Below are 19,890 nucleotides of genomic sequence, written 5' to 3' on the forward strand. Positions count from 1 at the left end.
GCCCGCGGGGGTTCCCGAGCCCACAGCGCCGGCGGGCGCACCGGAGTCTGCTGCGCCCGCGGGTGCATCGGAATCTGCGGTGCCTGCGGGTGTGCCGGAGACGGCAGTGTCGGCAAGGCGGACGGAGCCCGCCGTCCTCGCATTCGAGGAAAATGAGTACACCCGCTCCGATCTGGACGCCATGGCCGACGGCCTGGCCGAGGCGCTGGCCACACGCGGGGTCCGGTCCGGTACGCGGGTGGCGTTGATGTCGTCCAATCGGCCCGAATTCGTGACCGCGGTGCTGGCGATCTGGCGGCTGGGAGCTGCCGTGGTGCTGCTGAGCCCGGCGTGGAAGGACACCGAGGTCGCGCACGCGCTGGAGATCACCGGCGCCCGGCACGCCGTCGGTGATCATCCGGTGCTCGCCGGTCTCACCGAGATGGTGTCGCTGGACGACCCGCTGCCCGCCGTCACGCGGACATTCGTGACCCCGGATCCGGCCGCCGACGCCGTCCTCGTGTTCAGTTCCGGCACCACCGGCTTGCCGAAAGCGGTGCGCCATACGCACGGATCCTTCGCGGCGGCCGTGCGGCACTGGCAGGACGCGCTCGGGCTGAGTCCCGCCGATCGGATCCAGGTTGCTACGCCGCCCTCGCATATCCTCGGCATCCTCAATATCGTCACCGCCCTCGAAACCGGCTGCTGGGTGCGGTTGCATCGCCGGTTCGACCTGCAGAGGGTGCTTGCGCACATCCAATCCGACCGGATCACCATCGAGATGGCGGTCGCGCCGATCGCCCTGGCCATGGCGCAGTATCCGGATCTGGAGTCCTACGATCTGTCCTCGCTGCGTTACATCATGTGGGGTGCGACGCCGGTGACGGCCAGCGTCGCCGAAACCGTGACCCGCCGGACCGGCGTCACCTGGCTCCCCGCGTACGGGGCGAGTGAACTGCCGGTGATCGCGTGCAGTCCGCTCGACGGGCCACGGCTGGACAGTGTCGGCAAGGCCGTGCCCGGGGTCGAGGTGCGGGTGGTGTCGCTGGACGACGGGAAACCCGTATCCCCGGGGGAAGACGGCGAGATCCAGCTGCGCGCGGCGTCGGTGATGGCCGGGTATCTCCCCGAATCCGCGACCGCGGCCGCATTCGACGACGGCTGGTACCGCACCGGTGATGTCGGAAACCTGGACACCGGCGGCTGGCTGCGGCTCACCGACCGGTCCAAGGAAATGATCAAGGTCCGTGGTTTCCAGGTGGCGCCCGCGGAGATCGAAACCGTCCTGCACGGCCACGACGCGGTGTCGGACTGCGCGGTGTTCGGGATCCCGGACGGCGCGAACGGGGAGGCGATCGTGGCCGCGGTCGCGATCGCCGCGCCCGTAACGGCCGACGAGCTGATGGCCACGGTCGAACAGCGGCTGGCCGGCTACAAGCGGTTGCGGCAGGTGCTGTTCGTGGACGAAATCCCGCGCCTGCCATCCGGCAAGGTGCTGCGGCGAGTGCTGAAGGAGCGTTATGGACGTCCGGCTGACGAGTGAACAGCGGCAACTCCGGGACGCGGCCGCGAAACTGGCCGACGAGCTGGGGCCCGGATCGGTTCTGGACCTGGCCGACGAGAAACGCCGGGCCCGGCTCGAGGACGCGGTGGCGGCGACCGGGTTCCGGGATCTGCGGTCCGACGGCGCATCCGGGGTAGAGGTCGCGCTGGTCGCCGAGGAATTCGGGCGCGGGCTGGTGGATGTCGCATTGCTCGGGCCGGTACTCGCCGATGATCTGCACGGCCGGTCCGACGGCGATACCTCGCGGTGGACGATCGCGGTGGAGGGGAACGCGATCGACGCCCGCGGCAGCGATCGGGTGCTGAAGCTGGAGGGTGGCCGGCTGCTGGCCGGGCCGGTCGGCGACGCTCTCCCCGGCGCCGACCTCACCCGCGGTACCGCGGCCGCCGTCGGACCGTGGGAGCCGCGCGGGGATATCTCCGACGCCCATCGCGACCGCTGGCAGGCGCTGGCGCTCACCACCACCTGCGCCGATCTGGTCGGTACGGCACGCGGTGCACAGCGGCTCGCGGTGGAGTACGCGAAAATGCGCGAGCAATACGGCAATTCGATCGGCTCCTATCAAGCGGTGGCGCATCTGCTGGCCGAAAGCGAGGCGCTGATTGAAGGGTCGATCAGCGTGCTGTGGCATGCCGCCTGGGCCGTCGACGAACTCGAGCCGGCCGAGGCGCTGCGCGCGGCCCGGATCGCCAAGATCTACGCCGCCCGCGCCACCCGCACCGTCTGCGAAACCGCCATCCAGGTGCACGGCGGAATCGGCAACACCTGGGAATGCCTGGCCCACGTGTATCTACGGCGGGCCCTGGTGTCCACCGAACTGTTTCCCGTACGCCTGGAGGAGGCCGGTCTTGGACTATCGTGATTCCCCGGAAGAAGCAGCATTCCGGCAGCGGCTGCGCGACTGGCTTGCCGGTGTGGCGGGTACATACCCCACCTCCGGTGACGAGTACTGGGCCCGGCAGGGCGAATGGCATGCCGAGCTGTACCGGGCCGGTTTCTTCGGATTGTCCTGGCCACGCGAGTACGGCGGACAGGAACTGCCACCGGTGTACGACGTGATCCTGGACGAGGAACTGGCCATCGCGGGCGCGCCACCACGGCCGAGCCTGGGCTACCTGATCCAGGGGCTGGGCCGGCACGCGAGCCCCGAACTGTGCCGCAGGTTCCTGCCCGGCATGATCGACGGCAGTCAGCGCTGGTGCCAGGGATTCAGTGAGCCGGGTGCCGGATCGGATCTGGCCTCGCTCACCACCACCGCCACCCGTACGGGTGACGAGTACGTGATCCACGGGCACAAGATCTGGACCAGCTATTCGGATGTTGCGGATTGGTGTCTGCTGCTCGCCCGCACCGACCCGGAAGCGCCCCGGCACAAAGGTATCTCGGCGTTCATCATCGCCATGAAACAGCCCGGAGTGGAGCAGCGGCCGCTGGAAATGATGAGCGGTGTGACGACCGAATTCGGTCAGGTGCTGTTCGACGGCGCACGCGTCCCGGCCGCTCAGATGGTGGGTGCGCCCGGCGAAGGCTGGAAGCTCGCGATGACCGTGGTCGGGCACGAACGCGAACCCGCCACCCTGGGCTACGCCGCGCGGTACGGAAAACTGGTGCGACAGCTGGCATCCCGAGTGGACGGTCCGGCGCCGGACGAACTCGCGTGGGCAGCGGTGCAATCGGAGATGCTGCGGCTGCACGTACGCCGGCGCTTGTCCGAACAGCTGGACGGTGTCACGCACGGACCGCAAGGCTCCCTGGACAAACTGCTCATGACCTGGGTCGACCAAGCGGTCGGGCATGCCGCCCTCACCGTCGCCGGAACCGGTGACCAGGAGATGTTCGGTTCCTACCTGTACAGCCGCGCACAGAGCGTGATGGGCGGAACCTCGCAGATCCAGAAGAACATCATCGCCGCACGCATCCTCGGATTGGGAGTCTGAAATGTACGATATGCCATCGGAAATCGACGTCCGGGCCGACGGCGCGCTGCGTATCGTCACCCTGAACCGGCCGGACGCGCTCAACGCCGTGAACGACGCCCTGCACACCGGGCTGGCACGATTGTGGCCGCGGCTGTCCGAGGATCCCGAGGTGCGGGCCGTGGTGCTCACCGGCGCCGGAAAGGCGTTCTCGGCGGGTGGAGATTTCACCTATCTCGAAGAACTCGGCCGGGATACGGTACTGCGCGAGAAAACCATTGCGCACGGCCGCGATATCGTCCTCGGGATGGCGCGCTGCCGGGTCCCGGTGGTGACCGCGGTCAACGGCCCCGCCGTCGGTCTCGGCTGCAGCCTGGTCTCGCTCAGCGATATCGTCTACATGGCCGAAAACGCCTATCTTGCCGATCCGCACGTTCAAGTGGGGTTGGTCGCCGCCGACGGCGGTCCCTTGACCTGGCCGCTGCACACCAGCCTGTTGCTGGCGAAGGAATACGCGCTCACCGGTGCCCGGATCCCCGCCGAACACGCGCGGGAGATGGGTCTGGCCAATCATGTGGTCGCCGATCCGATGGCCGAGGCGCTGGCCTGCGCGACACGGATCGCGGAAATGCCCCGCCAGGCTGTCGAGGCCACCAAGCGGGTCTTGAACATGCAGCTGGAGAAGGCCGTACTCACGTCCCTGGACTATGCGCTCACCGCGGAATACCAGTCCTTCCAGACCGACGATTTCCACACCACGATCACCCGGCTCACCTCGGGGAAGAAGTAGGTCCGGCGCCGCACCCACGCGATCGGCCAGAGGTCGGCCGCCGGGCCGGCTGCGGCGCTTCGATCTCACCGAACCGGCATCGTGATCGGTCTGCTCCCGGATATGGGCGCTGCTCGTGGCCCGTGGAACACCAGGGGATCGTGCCGGACTCCGGAATCAGAGCAGGTTCCAGCGGGTGGCCCCGTGCGGTTCCGCGGTCGCGACCCCCACCACCGAGCGTGGGGCCAGGTAGTAGAGGTGCCAGGGCGGCGGGCCCGCGCTCGGTGCGTTGAACGGTGCGGTGAAGGCCTCGCCCTGGACCTCGACCGGCCACCCGTGCTCGCGATAGTAGGCGGCGACACGCTCCAGGGTGGCGGGGTCGGTGACGATCACGGCCGTCCCCTCGGCGACCACATCGATACCTTCGAGCTGGGCCGTGACGGTGCAGTACGGTTGCGCGGCGAGATTCCGGGACTTACGGGTGGACGGTCCGCTCACGAAATAGAACCCGCTGTCCATCCAGACGGCGCCGATACCGTTCGTGTGCGGTCGGCCGTTCGGGCAGCAGGTGCTGAGGAATGCGGTGGATCCGGGGTCGGCCACATAGTTCGCCAGCGCATCGGCGGCCCGCGACCACGGCAGCGGGGCGTTCCCGTAGCCGTCCAGATTGATGGTGTCGATCGGCATGATGTACCTCCACACGGTCGGGTACATCTACAGACCGATCCGGGGCCGGATTCTCATCGGCGGATCTTGCCGCCACCGAATCCGGCGCCCGGGATGCGGAGCCTTGCGGCAATGGTGTTGCGTGGCCGACCGGCGCGTTGAACCGTGCGGTGAAAGGCCGGCCGGTCGATTCGTCCGCGTCCTCAGCGGGTGGCCAGTAGCGACTCCGAGCGTTGGATCGTGCCGGTGATCCCGGTGGCGTCCTGTGTGGCGAGCAGGGCCGCGGCCCGCCCCATCGTCTCGGGCGGTTCCACCATCTCGGCCGGGATATCGCCGCCGCCCGAGGCACGCCAGCCTTCGGTCAGCACGACGCGCGACGGGCTGAGGCAGTTCACCGCGATATTGTCCGGCCGTAGATCCGCGGCCAGCCCCAGGTACAGACGTTCCACCGCGGCCTTGGACACCCAGTAGGCGTTGGCGCCACGATCGGCCATACCGACCCCGGTGGTGGTGACAGCGATGAGTGCGCCGCCGCCGCGGGCACGGATATGTGGGATCACCTCGCGGGTCACCAGGAAAACTCCGGTGAGATTGACGTCCAGGCACAACTGCCAGCGTTTGAGCGGTGTGCTCTCCACCGGACCCAGCCACAGCACGCCGGCGTTCGCGACGAGGATATCGATCCCGCCGAATTCGGCAACGGTCGCGGATACCGCCGCGCGTACCGACTCCTCGCGGGTCACATCGCAGGGCACCGCGAATGCCCGCCCGCCCGCGGCTTCGATCCGCGCGGCCACCTCATGGATCGTTCCCGCGACCCGCCCGGTCGCCTCCGACCGGGCGGCCACGGCGACGGCCGCGCCCTGCTGCGCCAGCGTCTCGGCGATGGCGGCGCCGATCCCGCGGCTGGCGCCGGCGACGAACGCGACCTTGCCCGCGAGCGGACCGCTGTTCGTCGTGCGGGCGGCCTTCGACGGTGCCTCCGGCCCCGCACCGACCTCGCCATGGCTTGGTGACGTGGTACTCACTTCGGTGGAAACCGCAGGGCGCCGTCGAGGCGGATGACCTCGCCGTTGAGATAGTCGTTCTCCACGATCGACTGCACCAGCTGCCCGTATTCCGGCGAGCGGCCCATACGCTTCGGGAACGGGATCTGCGGCGACCAGTACTGTTCCAGCTGGTCGGCGGCCTTGCCGTAGGCGGGCGTGTTGAAGGTGCCGGGGGCGATGGTGACCACCCGGATGCCCAGCGGGGACAGGTCGCGGGCTGCGACCAGCGTCATCCCGATAACGCCACCTTTGGCGGCCGAGTAGGGGAGCTGCCCGATCTGGCCTTCGTAGCCGGCGACGGACGCGGTGTTCACGATGACACCGCGCGAGCCTTCCTCGGTGGGGTCGGATTCGGCGATCGCCGCAGCGGACAGTCGCATGACGTTGAAGACCGCGGTCAGATAGAACTCGATGGTGGTGCGGAATCCGTCGAGCGCCAGCGGTGAGCCGTCCTTGCCCACCAGTCGCCCGCCGCTGGCGGGGCCGCCGTGGGTGTCGACGGAGATGCGCAGCGGGCCGAGGGATTTCGCCTCCTCGATGGCCGCCTGCACCGACTCTTCGCTGGTCGCATCGGTGTGCACGTACCGGATGCCGAGTTCGCCGGCCAGTTCTTTGCCCTTGTCGTCGGCGACATCGGCCACCACGACTTTTGCTCCGGCGGCGTGCAGTCGCCGGACGGTCGCCTCGCCGAGCCCGCCCGTACCGCCGACGACAATCGCCGAACTTCCCTGGATCTGCATAGCGCTACCCTCTCTTGCGATTATCGCTCTCAAATTGAGAGAATACTATTCTCATGTATATCGGCAAGATCGTCGACGTGGCGGAAACTGGAGAGAACTGATGCCCGAAGCCGTGATCGTATCCGCGCTGCGCACCCCGATCGGTACCGCCGTGAAGGGAACTCTGCGCGAAACCACCGCTTTCGACCTCGCCCATCACGTGGTCGAAGCGACGACAAAACAGCTGGACACCGATGCGTCCGTCGATGACCTGATCCTCGGGGAGGGCCGCTACGGCGGCGGTGTGATCGCCCGGCACGCCGCGATCACCGCCGGGCTCACCGGTGTACCAGGCCTGGCGCACAACCGGCACTGCGCGGCCGGGATGGCGGCCGTGCAGACCGCGGCGGCAGGTATCCGGGCCGGAATGGACCGGTTGGTGCTGGCGGGTGGAGTCAACGCCGATTCCACCGGGCCCAGGGCACGATTCCGGGTGGGACCGGACGAATGGGTCGATCCGTGGACCTCGCCCTCACATCCGGACCGCCCCGACGCCCCGAACCTCGATATGTCGATCACCGTGGGCTGGAACGCCGCGGTGAAATCCGGGATCACCCGTGAGGAGCTGGACGCCTGGGCGCTGCGTTCGCACCGCAACGCGGTCGCGGCGATAGACGAGGGCCGATTCGACGACGAAGTCGTGCCGATCGATACCCCGTTCGGCCAATTCGCCGTGGACGAGCATCCCCGCCGCTCCACCACCATGGAGAAGCTCGCTTCGCTGAAGGTCCTGCACCCCGAAATCGAGGGGTTCTCGATCACCGCCGGCAATGCGGCCGGCGCCAACGACGGCGCCGCACTGCTCACCGTCGCCAGCGACGAACTGGGCCTGCCGGCCCTGGCCACCATCCGCTCCTGGGCCTCGGTGGGCGTCGACCCCGCCGATACCGGCCTCGCCCCGATCGAAGCGATCACCAAAGCCGCGCAGAAGGCCGGGATCTCGCTGAGCGATGTGAAACTCTTCGAGATCAACGAAGCCTTCGCCTCGGTGCCCATCGCGGCCGTCCGCGCCCTGGACCTGAACCCGGACCTGGTGAACGTGAACGGCAGCGGCTGCTCCCTGGGCCATCCGGTGGCCGCTACGGGAGCCCGGATGATCGTCACAACAATTCACGAATTGCGGCGCCGCGGTGGCGGACTCGCCATTGTGGCGATGTGCGCCGGTGGTGGTATGGGTTCGGCGACAGTCCTCGAGGTCGCCGCTCCGTGACGTTTCGGCCCCGGCACCGCGGTTCGTGGTCCTCGACGCCACAGCCCTGGACCGAACGATGCGGTGCCGGGTCCAGGCGGTTGCGGTGCCGGGCCGGGACAGGACGGTTGCGGTGCCGGGCCGAGACGATGCGGTCGCCGGGCACAGACAAGGCGGTCCCCGGAACGGCCGCCGTTCCGGGGACCGGCGGCCCGACCCCGGGCTGCACGACAACGCAAGCGGGCAATTGCGACCGGATGCGGATCGGATGCCGCGCCGAACGGCCGGCTCCGATGGCTGCCGGTCCGGTCGCGATTCTGCCGCCGCGGCGCAAGGTGGGCTGCCCGCCGCGGTCCGCTGCGTTCCGTCCTCGAAGCGGTCGTCCTTCGTGGTTCGGGGCCCTGTCCCGGTTTCGGAACAGCGGGCGTATGGAGCGAACCGGATGACCGAACAACCGGGACCCGTGTGGTTCCGAGCCGCGCCGCGTGGGGCGGCGCCGTAACACAGCGCGGAGCGACGTAGAGGAGTGAAGGGGTGCAGAACCCAAGCCGAGAGAATCCCGGGCCGCATAGCGCCGGAGTCGGCGCCATGGAGCCGGCGGCGTTGGTCGCCGCCGCGCGGGACGGGTCGGTGCGCGCGGCGGGCCGGCTGCTCACCCTGATCGAAGGCGACCGTCGCGACGAGGTCCTCGGACTACTGGAACCGGCGACGATCCGGGTGGTGGGATTCACCGGTCCGCCCGGCGCCGGTAAATCCACGACCATCGCCGCTGTGGTCACGGCCTACCGATCGCAAGGGTTGCGGGTGGCCGTGCTGGCCGTGGACCCGTCCTCCCCGTACAGCGGCGGCGCTCTGCTCGGCGACCGGATCCGGATGGCCGCCCATATCGACGACCCGCAGGTGCTCATCCGCTCGATGGCCACGCGCGGACACCTGGGCGGACTGTCGATGGCAGTACCGGCCGCCGTTCGATTACTGGCCGCGCTGGCCTACGACCTCGTGGTCATCGAATCGGTCGGGGTCGGCCAATCGGAGATCGAAATCGCCGCCGTGGCCGACCCGACCGTCGTGGTCCTCACTCCCGGCGCCGGCGATGCGGTGCAGGCGGCCAAGGCCGGACTGCTCGAGGTCGCCGATCTGCTGGTGGTGAACAAGGCCGATCGGCCCGGCGCCGATCAGACGGTCCGCGAACTGCGCGCCGAATCCGCCGCGCCCATCCTCACCGCGGTCGCCGCCGACGGCACCGGGATACCGGAATTGGTCGCGGCCGTCGACGCGCACCACCGCGCCGATACCCCCGATCGACGGTCCGCCCGGGCCCGATCACAGATCCTGTCACTTGCGCACAGCCGGCTGCGCACCCATCCCGGCCTCGATGCGCTGTCCGCCGCAGTGGCTGCCGGGCGGTGTGATCCCTACACTGCCGCAGAACTTCTGGCGCCGCGGGACGCGGAAATACCGGCGGTGGCCGCCGGGCACCTCGAAAGAGGCGGTTCCGCAGGGGTGTGAAGAGCCGTCGCGCCTATGCGCCGCCTGTTCACCCGGCGGTTCGGCCCGGTGGATCACTCTGCGCTGGTGTGAAATCCATGTGCAAGCGGGTCAGGCGCTGGGAGCGGATACGCCACCGGCCGCCGGTTTTGGCGTAGGTCTCGTGGTAGTGGCCGAAGCCGTGGAGCCGGGTGCCGTCGGGGAAGGTGAGCCGGTCTTCCATGGCCCAGATACCGGTGGCCTCGGTATCGGAGAGCAGTTCGATCTCGGGAGTGTGGCCGTGGTGGATCGTCACGGCGTCACCGATCCGGGGAGTGAGAAAGGCCAGGAATTCGTCGGCGCCGGTGATGACCTCGCCACCCGACCCGGAGACGTCGATGACGACATCGTCACAGAACAGTTCCCGGAAACCGGTCCAGTCCTTGGTGTCCATGAGCCGGAAATAGCGGGCCTCGAGTGCGCGGATCGCTTCGTAGTCGTTCACGGGTCATCCCAGGGTTGCGGTGATCGGGGGCAGGTCGAGGACGGTGCGGATACCGGGGGCGGCCGCGCAGACGTAGCGGACGGCGTTGACGGCCCGGTTCGCGGTGTAGGCGGGGGAGTGCCGGGCCATCTGATCGAGCGGGAACGGGAAAACCATATCTATTTCGAGGGGCGCGTCGCCTTCCACGCCGATATGCCAGCCGGTGGGGCGGATCGCCCAGTCGGTTTCGGCCTGTGCACCGCAATGCCAGACGGCCTGGAACCGCAGGACGGTCCGGCCCTGGTGAATGCCGGAAATCGTGATGCGCTGGGCGGCAACGGTTCCCTGCGGGATCGTGCCGGCGGCGATATCGAACGTGCGTGCCGCGGTGGCGACCTCGCCCGTGGCAGTCACCTCGTCGAGCGGAAGCCCGATACCATCGGCCAGCAACCGCAGTGACGGACCGAAACTGTTGCGCAGATGATCCAGCCGCACTTGGGCGAATTCGCCGGGCGGTCCGCCGAATCCCATGACATCGAAGAGGATCGCCGGTGAGTTCCGCTGGGACAGATCGGCGTATTCCTGGATGGTGAGTACATCGAGGCGCCGTTGGATCGACGCCAGCACCAGTGGAACGGCTTCGGTGATGAACCCCGGACTGCTGCCCGTACTGTGGATCGAGGTACCGCCGGTTGTGCACGCTGCCTCCACTCGCGCACGGACAGCGGGGTCCATACTGCCGGGATGGTGGAAGACGCCGGCGGTCGTCACGATATTCACGCCGGCGGCGAGTATCCGGCAGACCTCGTCGATATCGCAGGACTGGGGCATATAGAGCACGCAGTCCGGCGTGTCGCGCAGGATTTCGCCGATATCGCCGGTCGCACAGACCCCGGTGGGGGCCGGTGATCCGCACAATTCGGCCGCATCGCGACCCCGTTTTGCGGCGTCGTGCGAATACACGCCCGTCAGAACGAGTTCCGGGTGGTTGATGATCGCGCGCAGGGCCCGGGCGCCGATGGTGCCGGTGGACCATTGGGCGACCCGCAACGGTTCGGCGGCGGCGGTCGGGGGAGAGGGGTGCATCGAATGCCTATCGGTCGTACGGGCCGGATGGTTCAGGGCCGGAAACGCAGCAGGGCTTCCTGTGCGAACGAGGCCACCAGGGTGCCGTCCGCGGTGAGGACGTCACCGCGACCGTAGGCGCGGCCGTGTGCCATGACCAGGCCCTCGTGCCGCAGCAGCAACCAGTCGTCGCTACGGAACGGGCGGTGGAACCACAGTGTGTGCGAGGTGGTGGCGGAGGTGAATTCGGTGCCGTTGCCGCTGTGGTCGAAACCTTCGATCGGGCGCAGGACGGTGCCGATGACATTGAGATCGGTGGCATAGGACACCAGGCCGGGCGCGAGTTCGGCACCGACCTCGGGCGTGCGCATCCACAGGTCGTATTCGGCCGGCCCGGCGGCCTTGTCGCCGAGGTCGGTGAGGGAACGGGTTTCCCAGGGGATCAGGCCTATGCCGACGGTGTGCTCGGGACCCGGAACCGGTGGTACCGTGCCGATTTCCTGGTTCTCCCGGCCGTCCTCGAGCGCGGTCATCGACAGCAGCGCGGTGGCGATCACATCACCCTTCTGCCGGGCGACGACGGTGAGCGTGGCGAAGGAGCGCCCGCGATGCTGTGGCTGTACCACGTAGTAGACCGGGGCATCGCTCTTACCCTCGCGGGCGAAGATGACATGGACGGATTTCACCGTTTTGTCCGGGCAGGCGAACACCGCGGCGCGCAGGAACTGGGCCAGCAGCTGACCACCGAAGAGCCGGTGGTACTCCAGCTGCTGATTGGGGCCCTCGAATACCGAGAGGGTGGCCTGCGGGTCGGGGGCGGGTGCCTCGGTGTCGTCGGTCTGCGGTGTGGTGGGACGCAGGCGCAGATCCATACACGCGAGTAGGTCGGTCCAGAGATCGGGCATACACCGAGTGTAAACCCGTATCTCTGATTTGGAGAACGCTATTCTCGTCTAGATTCCGCGGGCGAACCCCTTGGCGCAGAACTCCCAGATCTCCTCGGCCGAGATCGGATGGGTCGTCTCGTCGTCGATTTCGCCGTTGGACTGGGCGGTGAACATCACCGTCTGCATCACCATGGCGGCCATCCGGCGCGGATTGAGCTCCTCACGCAGCAGGCCGTCCTTGTCGGCGTCGACCATGAGCTCGGTGAACAGTGCCAGTAGCGGCGTATGCGCGACCTTCACCTGGGCCGGATGGCTGACCAGCAGCTGCGGGGCGAAATCGGTGAACAGCGGACGCTGTGCGGTGGGGTCCGGGCGGCACAGTTCGTAGAGGAGTTCCACGGCGAGCTGCAACCGGTCCAGGGCATTGTCCTTGCCCGCGGCGGCGGCGCGAATCTGGTCCGCGGTGCGGCTCAGGGCGTCCTCGAACAGTGCCAGCAGCAGTTCATGCTTCCCGTCGAACTGCAGGTAGAAGCTGCGCAGCGACTGTTTCGACCGATCCACGACCTCCTGGACCGTGAAATCGGTGGTGCCCTTTTCGGTGATGATCGCCTGGGCCGCATCGAGGAACCGCTGCACGCGCTGCTCGGCCCGCAACTTCGCGGTACGGATCGAACGCTCGACCGCACGCTGCTTCCAAGCGGGCTCTTCGCTCGGGGCGGTCACCGGCCGGCCCGTCCGATCCCATCGATCCCATATGAGGAGAACATGGGTGCACTGTACCGGAGAACGTCCCATGTCCGGGCGGGCACGTCCGGTGTTCGCACCCTTGAGGAGACTATTAATTTCATCTCAAGAGAATGCTATTCTCCTGAACGTAACGCAACCCCGCCCAACAGGAGGCAGCCCGGATGCTCTTCGAGTTCGATGCCGACCAACGGCTGCTGCGCGATACGGTCCGCGAGGTCACCGCCAAGGAATGCCCCGCCTCGGTGATCAGGGATATCGTGGACGCGGGCGCTGATCCCGGCCGGTTGTGGAAAACCTATGCCGAACTCGGCTGGACCGAACTCGTGGAGCCGGAGGCGACCGTGGAGCTCGGGATCGTGCTCGAAGGTCTGGGGCGGGCCACCGATCCCACACCCTACCTCGCCACGATGACCCAGTTCGCGCCGCTGGCAGGTGCTTTCGGCACATCGGAAGGAACGGGTGCCGCAATTTTCGACGGGGTCACCGCGGTCCGCGACGGTGCAGGCTGGCTGCTGCACGGGACCGCCGCCCAGGTTCTCGACGGCGACCGCTGCGACCGGCTCGCGGTGGTCACCACGGCCGGGGTGTTCGTCGTCCCCGCACATACCGTCACCGCCCGGCGGGTCGAGGTCTTCGATCCGGTGCTGCATATCGCGGAGGTCACCTTCGACGGGGTGCGGGTCACCGATGCCGACCGCACCGGCGCCGACCCCGAACGCGCCCGGCAGCTGGCGCTGACCGGTCTCGCACTGACGACAGTGGGTGCCTGCCAGCGCATTCTCGACCTGGCCCTCGACCATGTGCGTACCCGCCGGCAGTTCGATACCGCTATCGGGGCGTTCCAGGCCGTCCAGCACAAGGCCGCCGATATGCACCTGGCCATCGAGCGGGCGCGAGCCCTCGGATACTTCGCGGCCCTGTGCCTGGCGGAGAACGATCCGCGCCGCACCCTGGCGGCGGCGATGGCCAAGGCGTCGGCGGGGGAATGTCAGTCGGTGGTGTTCCGGCACGGTGTGCAGCTGTTCGGTGCCATGGGATTCACCTGGGAGAACGATCTGCAGTTCGCGATCAAACGGGCCAAGGCCGGCGAACTTCTGTTCGGTGGCGCGGCCACGCACCGGGCGGTGGTAGCGCACGAGTATCTCGCCGCCCATCGCTGATCGGACGCATCATGGGTGCGCGCACCAGGACTCCGGTCATCGGCGCGGCCGAGTGGCACACCGGCCGGCAGCCGCGTGGTGCAGCAAACGGAATACGAGTACCGGGTGTGCGCCCGGTGCACCCCGGAACCGAGGAGCAATGTTATGTCTTATATCGACTATTCCGTCGCCGATAAGGTCGCGACGATCACGCTGAACCGGCCCGAAGCGGCGAATGCCCAGAATTCCGCGCTGCTGGACGAATTGGATGCCGCGTGGACTCGTGCCGCCAACGACGACGATGCCGTGGTGATCGTCTTGAATGCGGCCGGAAAACATTTCTCGGCGGGGCACGACCTCAAGGACGACAGCTGGCCCAAACCGGAGAAGATCACCCTCGACTGGATCTACCAGACCGAGAGCCGCCGGTATCTGGAATACACGCTGCGGTGGCGTAATGTGCCCAAACCCTCGATCGCGGCCGTCCAGGGCCGCTGTATCGCCGGCGGGCTCATGCTGTGCTGGCCGTGTGATCTGATCGTCGCCGCGGACAATGCGTTGTTCTCCGATCCGGTGGCGATGATGGGGATCGGTGGCGTCGAATATCACGGCCATACCTGGGAACTCGGTCACCGCAAGGCCAAGGAGATCCTGTTCACCGGCCGTCCGGTGACAGCGCAGGAGGCCGAGCAGGCCGGGATGGTCAATATGGTGGTACCGCTGGAGGAGTTGCCGGCCAAGACGACAGAACTGGCGGGGCAGATCGCGCAGATGCCGCCGTTCGGGTTGCGCCAGGCCAAACGCGCGGTGAACCAGACCATGGATGTGCAGGGCTTCTACGCCGCGATCCAATCGGTATTCGATATCCATTCCACCGGGCACGGAAATGCGCTCAGTGTGAGCGGCTACCCGATTCTGGTGGATCTGGATCAGATGAAGACGAATATGAAATAGCGAAACGGGGGCCTGCGCCGTTCGCTGCGGTGCCGGCCCCCGTATCGAAGATATGACGCCGAGCTGGAACCGGCGGTCAGGGATTCTTTCGACACGGGCAGCGTAACCGAATGACGACCGCCCGGAACCCCGTTTTCGAATTTCCCCGGATGGACAAGAATTACCGAATGTCCATCGGAAAGGTTTCCGCTATGCGTTCCAGCAGAATCCGGCATGCCACCACTTTTTTCGGCCTGGTGGCGCTGACCGCCACGGCCGTGATCGGCTGTGGTGATTCCGGAGAAGACGCGGCCGCGTCCACCTCCACTCCGGCCGCCACCAGCTCCGCCGCCCCTGCCGCGGCCGCGCCGGAGACCGAGAAAGCGGTCACCGACGCTTTCGTCACCTTCTTCGACGGGAAAGCCGCACCGGCGACCCGGGCGGGCCTGGTCGAGAAGGGGGAAGAATTCACACCCTTCCTCGAGGGAATGGCCGCCGACCCGCGCGCCCAGGGGACGAGCGTGACCGTATCGGCCGTGGAGGTTGTGGACGATAAGACCGCCGACGTCACCTATACCCTGCTGCTGGGCGGAAATCCGGTGCTGCCGGATCAGTCCGGGCAGGCGATCAAGGAGGGTGACACCTGGAAGGTGGCCGCGATGACCTTCTGTGCGCTGCTCGCGGTCCAGGGTACGGGCGAAGTGGTCCCCGCCTGCGGCTGATCTTCTCGCACGGTCGCACTCTCACGGTAGCCGGGAGAGGTGGACGTCGTATCGGTTGCGCAGTATCGATACGGCGTCTTCTCCGGCTTCCGGAATGGCCTGGCACGGGCCGGGTTTCGGTGGACAGAACACACTCGCCGCCGGCCGGGTTATTTAACCGGATGAATATCCGGCAAAATAGGCGAAACCGGCCGTACCCGAGGTGGTGTCGGGCTAAGCTCCCCGCGGCGTCCGTAGAACATGGTTTCCGCGGACGCCGATCATCACTCTTCAGAAAGACGAACCGATGTCACGAAGACACCGGGTAGCGCGAACTGCCGCTGCCTGTGGAATCGCGCTCGCACTGGGCGCGATCACGGGTTGCGGCAACTTCTTCGGGCCCGACAACTGCTATGTCCTACCGACAACGGAGGCGCCCGCCACCGAAGTCGCCGCCGCGAACCCGGGGGCGGCGAATCCGGGGGCCGGCGTGGCCACCTCGGATTCGCCGGCCGCCGCTGCCGCAGCGATAAGCGGCGTCTACCAAGCCTTTTTCGCGCCCGCGACGTCCACCGAGGATCGGCTGGCGCTGGTGGAACGCGGACCGGATTTCGAAACCGAGATCGCTGGTATGGCGAACCATATCCGCACCGCGCTCACCACGGTCGAGATCGCCGATGTGGTGGTACTCGACCCGGCGCACGCCGAATTGCGATTCACCTTGAATATTTCCGGTAATCCGGTGGTGAGCAACCAGATCGGTCATGCGGTACGGGAGACGAACGGCTGGAAGATCTCCGCAACCACCATGTGCGGCCTGGTCGCGATTTCCGGCGGCATGTCCCAGGCCTGCGCGTAGGCCGCGGCGGGGTCTAGAGCTGCGCCAGTCGGGGGGCGTAGCCCAACTCGCGCAACGTCGCACCGGCCTCGCGGGTGAGCTCGCGGGAGCTGCCGAGTAATCCGTCCAGCACCAGGGCCCGCCGGTAGTGGCGGTGGAATTCGTGCTCGGCGGTGAAACCTATCCCGCCGAGCACCTGCTGGCAGTGGCGAGCGGTCACCAGCGCCGCGCGACCGGCGGCGGCCTTGGCGAGCGCGGCGGCAAGGGAATCGTAGTGTTGCGGTGCCGCAGTCTCGGAGTGGGCCGGATGGTGCGCATCGGACGGTCCTACCGCGAGTGTGGCCTCGGCTCCCTCGATGGCGACCAGGGTTTCGGCCAGCCGGTGCCGGATGGCCTGGAAACCCGCGACCGGTTTGCCGAACTGCACCCGCTCGAGCGCGTGGCGGCGGGCCAGCGTGAGCATGGCGCGCGCGGAGCCGGTCAGCCACCAGCCCAGTGCCCGGCGCGCCTGGGCGAGTGGGACAGCGTCGGAGGCAAGGGATTCGGTGGGCTCGGCGACAGTGGACAGCGGCAGTTCGGGATCGAGGAGAACGACCGGCTCGGCGTGCTGCCCACGTTCCGCAGGGCCCGCATTTTCCTGCCAGAGCACCCACCGGCCGCCGGTGAACGGTAGCGGTATCGGTTCGCCGAACGGGCGGCCTGCCGCATACGCCAGCACATCGTTGATCAACGGTGCGTGGGCGCCGGTCTCGCCGAGTAGCCGGAAGGCGAGCGGCACTGCGATATCCGCGCTGTCGGTGAGCAACTCGTACCAGCCGAGAGCACGGAGCGCGGGATAGAGTTCGGCGCCGGTGGCCGCGCCCATCGACCTACGCAGCGTATCGGTGAGCAGAGTCTGTTCGGCAGCGTCCACCGCTCACTCCTTTCCCAGGTCGAGCAGGCGGCGGGCAATGATATTGCGCTGGATCTCGGCGGTGCCGCCGTAGATCGTCGCCGCGCGGGAATACAGGAACTCCGGGCGCCATTCGGAATCGGCGAACTCGATCTCACCCGGCAGCAGATCGCGGGCGGTATCGAAGAGCTGCTGTTCGGCGGTGGCCAGCAGTACTTTGTCGATCGAGGTGTCCGGCCCCAGCGCAGCGCCGCCGGCCAGGCGCTGCTGGGTGGCGCGGGAGCGGCACCGCACGGTGTGCAACGCCAGATAGGCGGCGCCGAGATCCGCGTCGTCGGCGTGCGCGGTCTGGTCGAGGAGGCGGTCGAGCCGGGTGAACAGATGCGCGATCCGATGCCAGAAACAGGTGGACCGCTCGTAGGGCAGCAGATCCATCGCGACCCGCCAGCCGTCACCGGGCCGGCCCAGCATCCGGGCCTCGTCGACCAGCACATCGTCGAAGTAGACCTCGGCGAATTCGTCGACCCCGTGCATGGTGCGCAGCGGCCGGACGGTGATCCCCGGGGTATCCATATCGACGAAGAACGCGGTGATCCCGTCGTGGCCCGGACCGGTGCGGGTCAGCAGTACACAGCGCGACGCGAACTGCGCGAGGCTGGTCCACACCTTCTGCCCGTTGATCACCCAGCGGTCGCCGCGTTGTTCGGCGCGGGTCCGCAACGAGGCCAGGTCCGAACCGGAACCCGGCTCGGAAAAACCCTGGCACCACTGTTCACTACCGTCCAGCAGCCGGGGCACCATCTCGGCGGCCAGCTCCGGACGGGCATAGGAAATCATGGTGGGGGCCAGCACCTCCACCATGGAATAGATGCCCGGTTCGGCCAGGTCACGGCTCGCGACTTCTTCGCCGAGCACCGCCCGCAGCAGCGCCGGACCGCCGAAACCGCCGACGGACTCGGGCCAGCCGTAGCGCATCCAACCGGCCTCGAACAGCGCCCGTCGGACCCGGCCCAGCTGCGTGACCTGCGCGTCGAAACCGGGTTCGGGCCCGGGGGAGAGGTCGTTGGTATCGAGCCAGTCCCGCACCCGCGACCGGAACTCCCCGACCTCTGGCACCGCCTCCGAGCCTGACTCACTCATGCTGTGTCCATCGGGCATGAGTGCGGGCTCTGCGTGGTGACGCTTCGCTACCGCCTCCGAGCCTGACTCACTCATGCCGACGGCCGCTCGAAGGCGTGCGGGATACCGGAATCGTGGATACCGCTGCGCCGGATGAAGGTCATCGCGCGGGTGGCCAGCCGCCAGCCTTTGTCGGTGCGCCGGTAGGTGTCGGTGTAGTACCCGATCCGCATATCGTGGGTCGACTGCTCCACGAAGCACAGCGGCTGTGTACCGGTGCCGGTATCGCCGTCGAGTTCGATCAGCGGGGTCCCGGTGAGGAACAGGCCCTTCGGTGCGGCGTCGACGAGTTCGGGGAACACGTCGAGGGTGTAGGTGTCGCCGAACGCGCTGTAGCTGCCGTCGGGGGTGAATACGCCGATCAGTCCGTCGATATCGCCCTTGGTGATGGTCACCGCGTAGCGGGCGAGCAGCTGCTGGATTTCGATCAGGTCATCGTTTGCTGCCATAGACCTTTCCGCCTTTCATCACGAACCGCACCTGCTGGGTGACGGTGATATCGGCCAGCGGATCACCGGGTACCCCGATCACATCGGCGAGCAGTCCCTCGGCGAGCCGGCCGCGGTCGGTGACCTGGATGAGCTCGGCCGCCACGACCGTCGCCGCCCGCAGTACCGACAGGGGATCGAGTCCCCGCTCGACCAGGGCCACCAGCTCGTCGGCGTTGCGGCCGTGCGGGATCGCCGGTGCGTCGGTGCCGACCGCGATCTTCACGCCGGCGTCGAAGGCGGCCTTCACCGAGGTCCGGGCGCGCGGGAACATTTCGGCCGCCTTGGCCTGCAGTTCCGGTGCCGCCTTGGAGACATCCATGGCATCGGCCAGGCGCGTGGTCGGCACCATATAGGTGCCCTCCCGGACCATGAGATCGATGGCTTCGTCGTCGATCAGGAAACCGTGCTCGATACAGTCGATTCCGGCCCCGACGGCCTCTTTCACGGCTTCGGCCCCGTGGGTGTGCGCGGCCACCCGAAGGCCCCGCCGGTGCGCCTCGTCGACGATCGCCCGCAGTTCCTCGGTCGAATAATGCTGCGCGCCGGGCGCTCCGGTCAGCGACATGACCCCACCGGATACGCAGACCTTGATCAGCTGGGCGCCGTGTTTGATCTGGTACCGCACCGCTTTACGTACCTCGTCGACACCGTTGGCGATGCCTTCTTCGAGGGTCAGCTTCAGCACATCGGGGGCGAAGGCCGAGAACATGGTGGGGTCGAGATGCCCGCCGGTGGGGGTGATGGCGTGGCCGGCCGGCACGATCCGCGGGCCATCGATCCAGCCCGCGTCGATGGCCTTACCGAGCGCGACATCCAGCAGGTAGCCGCCGGTTTTGACGAACAGGCCGAGGTTGCGCACCGTGGTGAACCCGGCGCGCAGGGTGCGGCGCGCATTGCCGACGGCGCGCAGCATCCGCAGCGGCGGGTCGTCCTGGACCGAGGAGCTCAGCCCGGTTTCGCCCCGGCCGCCCATCAGGAGGTTGACCTCCATATCCATCAATCCCGGCAGCAGGACGAGATCACCGAGCTCGATGATCTCACCCTCCGGTTCTCCACCGACGCCGACGATCCGGTCCCCGTCGATGCGCAGGATGCCGGGCCGGACGATTTCGCCGGAGTCCACATCGAGCAGACCGGCGGCCCGCAGTGTCAGCAT

At 67.7% G+C, this 19,890-nt stretch carries 21 protein-coding genes; 10 read left to right on the forward strand and 11 right to left on the reverse strand.

Annotation, left to right across the window (positions count from 1 at the left end; all coding sequences use genetic code 11):
* Window positions 1-106: 106 nt before the first annotated feature.
* From ON22_RS30985 to ON22_RS31000, 4 genes are read left to right on the forward strand one after another with little or no spacing between them, the layout of a single operon-like run.
* Complete coding sequence (locus ON22_RS30985) at window positions 107-1,522, forward strand: class I adenylate-forming enzyme family protein (RefSeq protein WP_033245867.1); 1,416 nt, start codon at window positions 107-109, stop codon at window positions 1,520-1,522.
* Window positions 1,500-2,405, forward strand: a complete 906-nt coding sequence (locus ON22_RS30990) for an acyl-CoA dehydrogenase family protein (protein WP_033245745.1) — start codon at window positions 1,500-1,502, stop codon at window positions 2,403-2,405. Before ON22_RS30985 ends, ON22_RS30990 begins: the two co-directional genes overlap by 23 nt.
* A complete protein-coding gene (locus tag ON22_RS30995; RefSeq protein ID WP_033245744.1) occupies window positions 2,392-3,480 on the forward strand; it encodes an acyl-CoA dehydrogenase family protein in 1,089 nt (362 codons plus the stop codon). The genes ON22_RS30990 and ON22_RS30995 overlap by 14 nt, the downstream gene beginning before the upstream one ends.
* Window position 3,481: 1 nt before the next feature.
* Window positions 3,482-4,249: an enoyl-CoA hydratase/isomerase family protein gene (locus ON22_RS31000; RefSeq protein ID WP_033245743.1), complete on the forward strand. Its 768-nt coding sequence runs from the start codon at window positions 3,482-3,484 to the stop codon at window positions 4,247-4,249.
* Between the two features lie 156 nt (window positions 4,250-4,405).
* Here the strand turns inward: ON22_RS31000 and ON22_RS31005 are convergent, their stop codons facing one another.
* The 3 genes from ON22_RS31005 to ON22_RS31015 all read right to left on the reverse strand — a co-directional run bounded on the left by ON22_RS31005 (window position 4,406) and on the right by ON22_RS31015 (window position 6,683).
* On the reverse strand, window positions 4,406-4,915 hold the full coding sequence (locus ON22_RS31005; protein WP_033245742.1) for a pyridoxamine 5'-phosphate oxidase family protein: 510 nt from the start codon (window positions 4,913-4,915) through the stop codon (window positions 4,406-4,408).
* A gap of 182 nt (window positions 4,916-5,097) precedes the next feature.
* Window positions 5,098-5,922, reverse strand: coding sequence for an SDR family NAD(P)-dependent oxidoreductase (locus tag ON22_RS31010; protein WP_081595961.1), 825 nt, complete (start codon window positions 5,920-5,922; stop codon window positions 5,098-5,100).
* On the reverse strand, window positions 5,919-6,683 hold the full coding sequence (locus tag ON22_RS31015; protein ID WP_033245741.1) for an SDR family NAD(P)-dependent oxidoreductase: 765 nt from the start codon (window positions 6,681-6,683) through the stop codon (window positions 5,919-5,921). The genes ON22_RS31010 and ON22_RS31015 overlap by 4 nt, the downstream gene beginning before the upstream one ends.
* A gap of 100 nt (window positions 6,684-6,783) precedes the next feature.
* Here ON22_RS31015 and ON22_RS31020 point away from each other — a divergent pair, with 100 nt between their 5' ends.
* On the forward strand, window positions 6,784-7,932 hold the full coding sequence (locus ON22_RS31020; RefSeq protein WP_033245740.1) for a thiolase family protein: 1,149 nt from the start codon (window positions 6,784-6,786) through the stop codon (window positions 7,930-7,932).
* A gap of 567 nt (window positions 7,933-8,499) precedes the next feature.
* Window positions 8,500-9,420: a methylmalonyl Co-A mutase-associated GTPase MeaB gene (gene meaB, locus ON22_RS31025; protein WP_051158326.1), complete on the forward strand. Its 921-nt coding sequence runs from the start codon at window positions 8,500-8,502 to the stop codon at window positions 9,418-9,420.
* A gap of 28 nt (window positions 9,421-9,448) precedes the next feature.
* Here meaB and ON22_RS31030 read toward each other — a convergent pair whose 3' ends face one another.
* The 4 genes from ON22_RS31030 to ON22_RS31045 are packed head-to-tail and all read right to left on the reverse strand — an operon-like array spanning window position 9,449 to window position 12,537.
* The gene (locus ON22_RS31030) at window positions 9,449-9,883 is read right to left on the reverse strand and encodes a nuclear transport factor 2 family protein (protein WP_033245739.1); all 435 of its coding nucleotides are present in this window, start codon (window positions 9,881-9,883) and stop codon (window positions 9,449-9,451) included.
* 3 nt (window positions 9,884-9,886) lie between these two features.
* Window positions 9,887-10,948, reverse strand: a complete 1,062-nt coding sequence (locus ON22_RS31035; protein WP_051158327.1) for an NAD(P)H-dependent amine dehydrogenase family protein — start codon at window positions 10,946-10,948, stop codon at window positions 9,887-9,889.
* 32 nt (window positions 10,949-10,980) lie between these two features.
* Window positions 10,981-11,832, reverse strand: coding sequence for an acyl-CoA thioesterase (locus ON22_RS31040; protein WP_033245738.1), 852 nt, complete (start codon window positions 11,830-11,832; stop codon window positions 10,981-10,983).
* Between the two features lie 48 nt (window positions 11,833-11,880).
* Window positions 11,881-12,537 carry a TetR/AcrR family transcriptional regulator gene (locus ON22_RS31045; RefSeq protein WP_033245737.1) on the reverse strand — a complete coding sequence of 219 codons (657 nt, stop codon included), beginning with the start codon at window positions 12,535-12,537 and terminating at the stop codon, window positions 11,881-11,883.
* Between the two features lie 185 nt (window positions 12,538-12,722).
* Here ON22_RS31045 and ON22_RS31050 point away from each other — a divergent pair, with 185 nt between their 5' ends.
* From ON22_RS31050 to ON22_RS31065, 4 genes are all read left to right on the forward strand, one after another.
* Entirely contained in the window at window positions 12,723-13,721 is a 999-nt protein-coding gene (locus tag ON22_RS31050) for an acyl-CoA dehydrogenase family protein (protein WP_033245736.1), read from the forward strand.
* Window positions 13,722-13,865: 144 nt separating this feature from the next.
* A complete protein-coding gene (locus ON22_RS31055) occupies window positions 13,866-14,654 on the forward strand; it encodes an enoyl-CoA hydratase (protein ID WP_033245735.1) in 789 nt (262 codons plus the stop codon).
* Window positions 14,655-14,845: 191 nt separating this feature from the next.
* Window positions 14,846-15,355, forward strand: a complete 510-nt coding sequence (locus ON22_RS31060; protein WP_033245863.1) for an MTB12 C-terminal domain-containing protein — start codon at window positions 14,846-14,848, stop codon at window positions 15,353-15,355.
* 286 nt (window positions 15,356-15,641) lie between these two features.
* Entirely contained in the window at window positions 15,642-16,193 is a 552-nt protein-coding gene (locus ON22_RS31065; RefSeq protein WP_033245734.1) for an MTB12 C-terminal domain-containing protein, read from the forward strand.
* Window positions 16,194-16,206: 13 nt separating this feature from the next.
* Here the strand turns inward: ON22_RS31065 and ON22_RS31070 are convergent, their stop codons facing one another.
* The 4 genes from ON22_RS31070 to ON22_RS31085 form a co-directional block, all read right to left on the reverse strand.
* Window positions 16,207-17,037: an acyl-CoA dehydrogenase family protein gene (locus ON22_RS31070; protein ID WP_197039707.1), complete on the reverse strand. Its 831-nt coding sequence runs from the start codon at window positions 17,035-17,037 to the stop codon at window positions 16,207-16,209.
* A 51-nt stretch (window positions 17,038-17,088) separates the two neighbouring features.
* Window positions 17,089-18,204: an acyl-CoA dehydrogenase family protein gene (locus ON22_RS31075; protein ID WP_033245732.1), complete on the reverse strand. Its 1,116-nt coding sequence runs from the start codon at window positions 18,202-18,204 to the stop codon at window positions 17,089-17,091.
* Between the two features lie 71 nt (window positions 18,205-18,275).
* On the reverse strand, window positions 18,276-18,692 hold the full coding sequence (locus tag ON22_RS31080; protein WP_033245731.1) for a nuclear transport factor 2 family protein: 417 nt from the start codon (window positions 18,690-18,692) through the stop codon (window positions 18,276-18,278).
* Window positions 18,676-19,890: a metal-dependent hydrolase family protein gene (locus tag ON22_RS31085; protein WP_033245730.1), complete on the reverse strand. Its 1,215-nt coding sequence runs from the start codon at window positions 19,888-19,890 to the stop codon at window positions 18,676-18,678. Before ON22_RS31085 ends, ON22_RS31080 begins: the two co-directional genes overlap by 17 nt.

It is taken from the genome of Nocardia carnea NBRC 14403 (assembly GCF_000308515.1).
GTDB lineage: Bacteria > Actinomycetota > Actinomycetes > Mycobacteriales > Mycobacteriaceae > Nocardia > Nocardia carnea.